At 70.8% G+C, this 1,632-nt stretch carries 1 protein-coding gene and 1 pseudogene; both read left to right on the top strand.

The genetic code is table 11. From position 1 onward, the window contains the following. A pseudogene (locus tag AB0J09_RS64345) lies at positions 1–737 on the top strand (hypothetical protein); the annotation flags it as partial. Positions 738–996: 259 nt separating this feature from the next. Beyond that, the coding region (locus tag AB0J09_RS64350; protein ID WP_360714299.1) for a hypothetical protein at positions 997–1,632 on the top strand (636 nt) is incomplete at its 3' end.

The following is a 1,632-nucleotide window of genomic DNA, read 5'->3' on the forward strand; positions in this document are numbered from 1 at the left end:
GCACGCTGCCGCTGCTCGCCTACGCCGGCTGGTACGCCCAGCACCACGGCAGGTTCGCGCTGAGCGGCTCCGACGGCGTCGCCCTGTGGGCCCGCACCATGACCTTCGCCGACTGCTCGATCATCGAGCCGCCCCCGGAGCAGGCCGCGCTCTGCCCGAACGGCACCGTCCTCGACGCCGCCTCCGAGTACGTCTGGGATCCCGGGGCCTCGCTCAACCGCCTGCCCGGCGACCGGTTCGCCCACAACGACCTGGCCAGGTCGTTCGCACTCAGGGCCATCGCCGCCCAGCCCCTGGACTACCTGCGCGAGGTCGTTCGCGACACCTCGCTCGCCTTCACCTGGGAGCCCGTCGCCCACCCGAAGCGGATGGCCCCGTCTTCGACGTTCCCGCGCGGCGCGTGGCCGCTCCCTCCGGGCCACGCCCTCATCGACCAGGTGCAGAACGAGTACGACCCGGACATCCGGGGCATGCGGTCCGTCGAGCCCTTCGCCTCGATCCTGGCCGCCTACCCGTACCCGTGGTTCCTCCACGGCACGCTCTTCGGCGTCCTGCTGCTGGCCGGCGCGGTGGGTGGGCTGGTGCGCCGCCGGCCGGTGCTGCTGCCGTGGTCGTTCGCGATGTTCCTGCTCGTGGCGCCGGTGGCCGCGCTGGACTTCGACCACCGGTACGTCCTGCCCGCGATCCCGGTCGCCTGCGTGGCCGCGGCGCTGACCGTCCCCAGGCTGCGTCGCTGACCCTCTTACCCCGGCGGCTACGATCATGTTGCGTGCCGGAGAGCATCGGCGAGTGCCCCTCGCGCGTCCAAAGGGGCGGGGGCGGCTGCTGCGGTGCTGGTGGAGGCCCCTTACTCGCGTGCCTGCCGTCCTGGAAGTGCCCCCTTGGCGCGCTCTGTGATTCCGCGGCCTGACTTTTTCGAGGCTGACACTTCGGCGGAATGTTACGTAATATCCGAACATCACGAGCGTTGGGGGCGCCAGGGTGCCAGGACAGAACGTGGGTGTGGTCGTCGATCCCGGAGTACCTCCGGAAGTAGCCGGACTGCTGCGTGCCAACGCCCCGCTGCTGTCCAGAATCAGGGCCGGATGGGTGCCTCCCGCCGACGTGCGCCCGTCGCGGTCCAGGAGCCCCTCCGGCGCGGCGCTCCTGGCCGCCACTCCCGTCGTGATCGCCCTCATGGCCGTTCTTCTGGCCTCGCAGATCAGGGCGGCCGGTTTCGTGCTGCTGGGCATGTACGTCTTCATCGTCCTCGTCAGGATCGCCTCCATGAACGAGGTGGTGGAGGACCACCGGCCGCACGAGCGCGGCGTGTACGAGCAGGCCCGCTGGTACGACGGCCGCTACCTGCTCCAGGAGGACTTCGACCAGGAGGCCAGGACCGTTCTGATGAGGGCGCAGCGCGCCATCGGGTCCGTACTTCGCTCCCACGTCAACGCCGAGGGGCTGCTTGACGACGCCCGCAACGCCGTGATGCTGCCCGCGCAGGAGTGGGAGATCGCCCGCCTGCTCGCCAAGCTCTCGGCGTTGCGCCTGGAGCACAGGGAACTGCTGGCCAGGGGCATCGCGCCGGAGGTCGCCGCGGTGATCGAGCCGCTCGAGCGCGCGCTGGTCAACAGCGAGGCCGCCGTGGTC

This window comes from Nonomuraea sp. NPDC049784 (genome assembly GCF_040659615.1).
In the GTDB taxonomy this organism is placed as follows: domain Bacteria; phylum Actinomycetota; class Actinomycetes; order Streptosporangiales; family Streptosporangiaceae; genus Nonomuraea.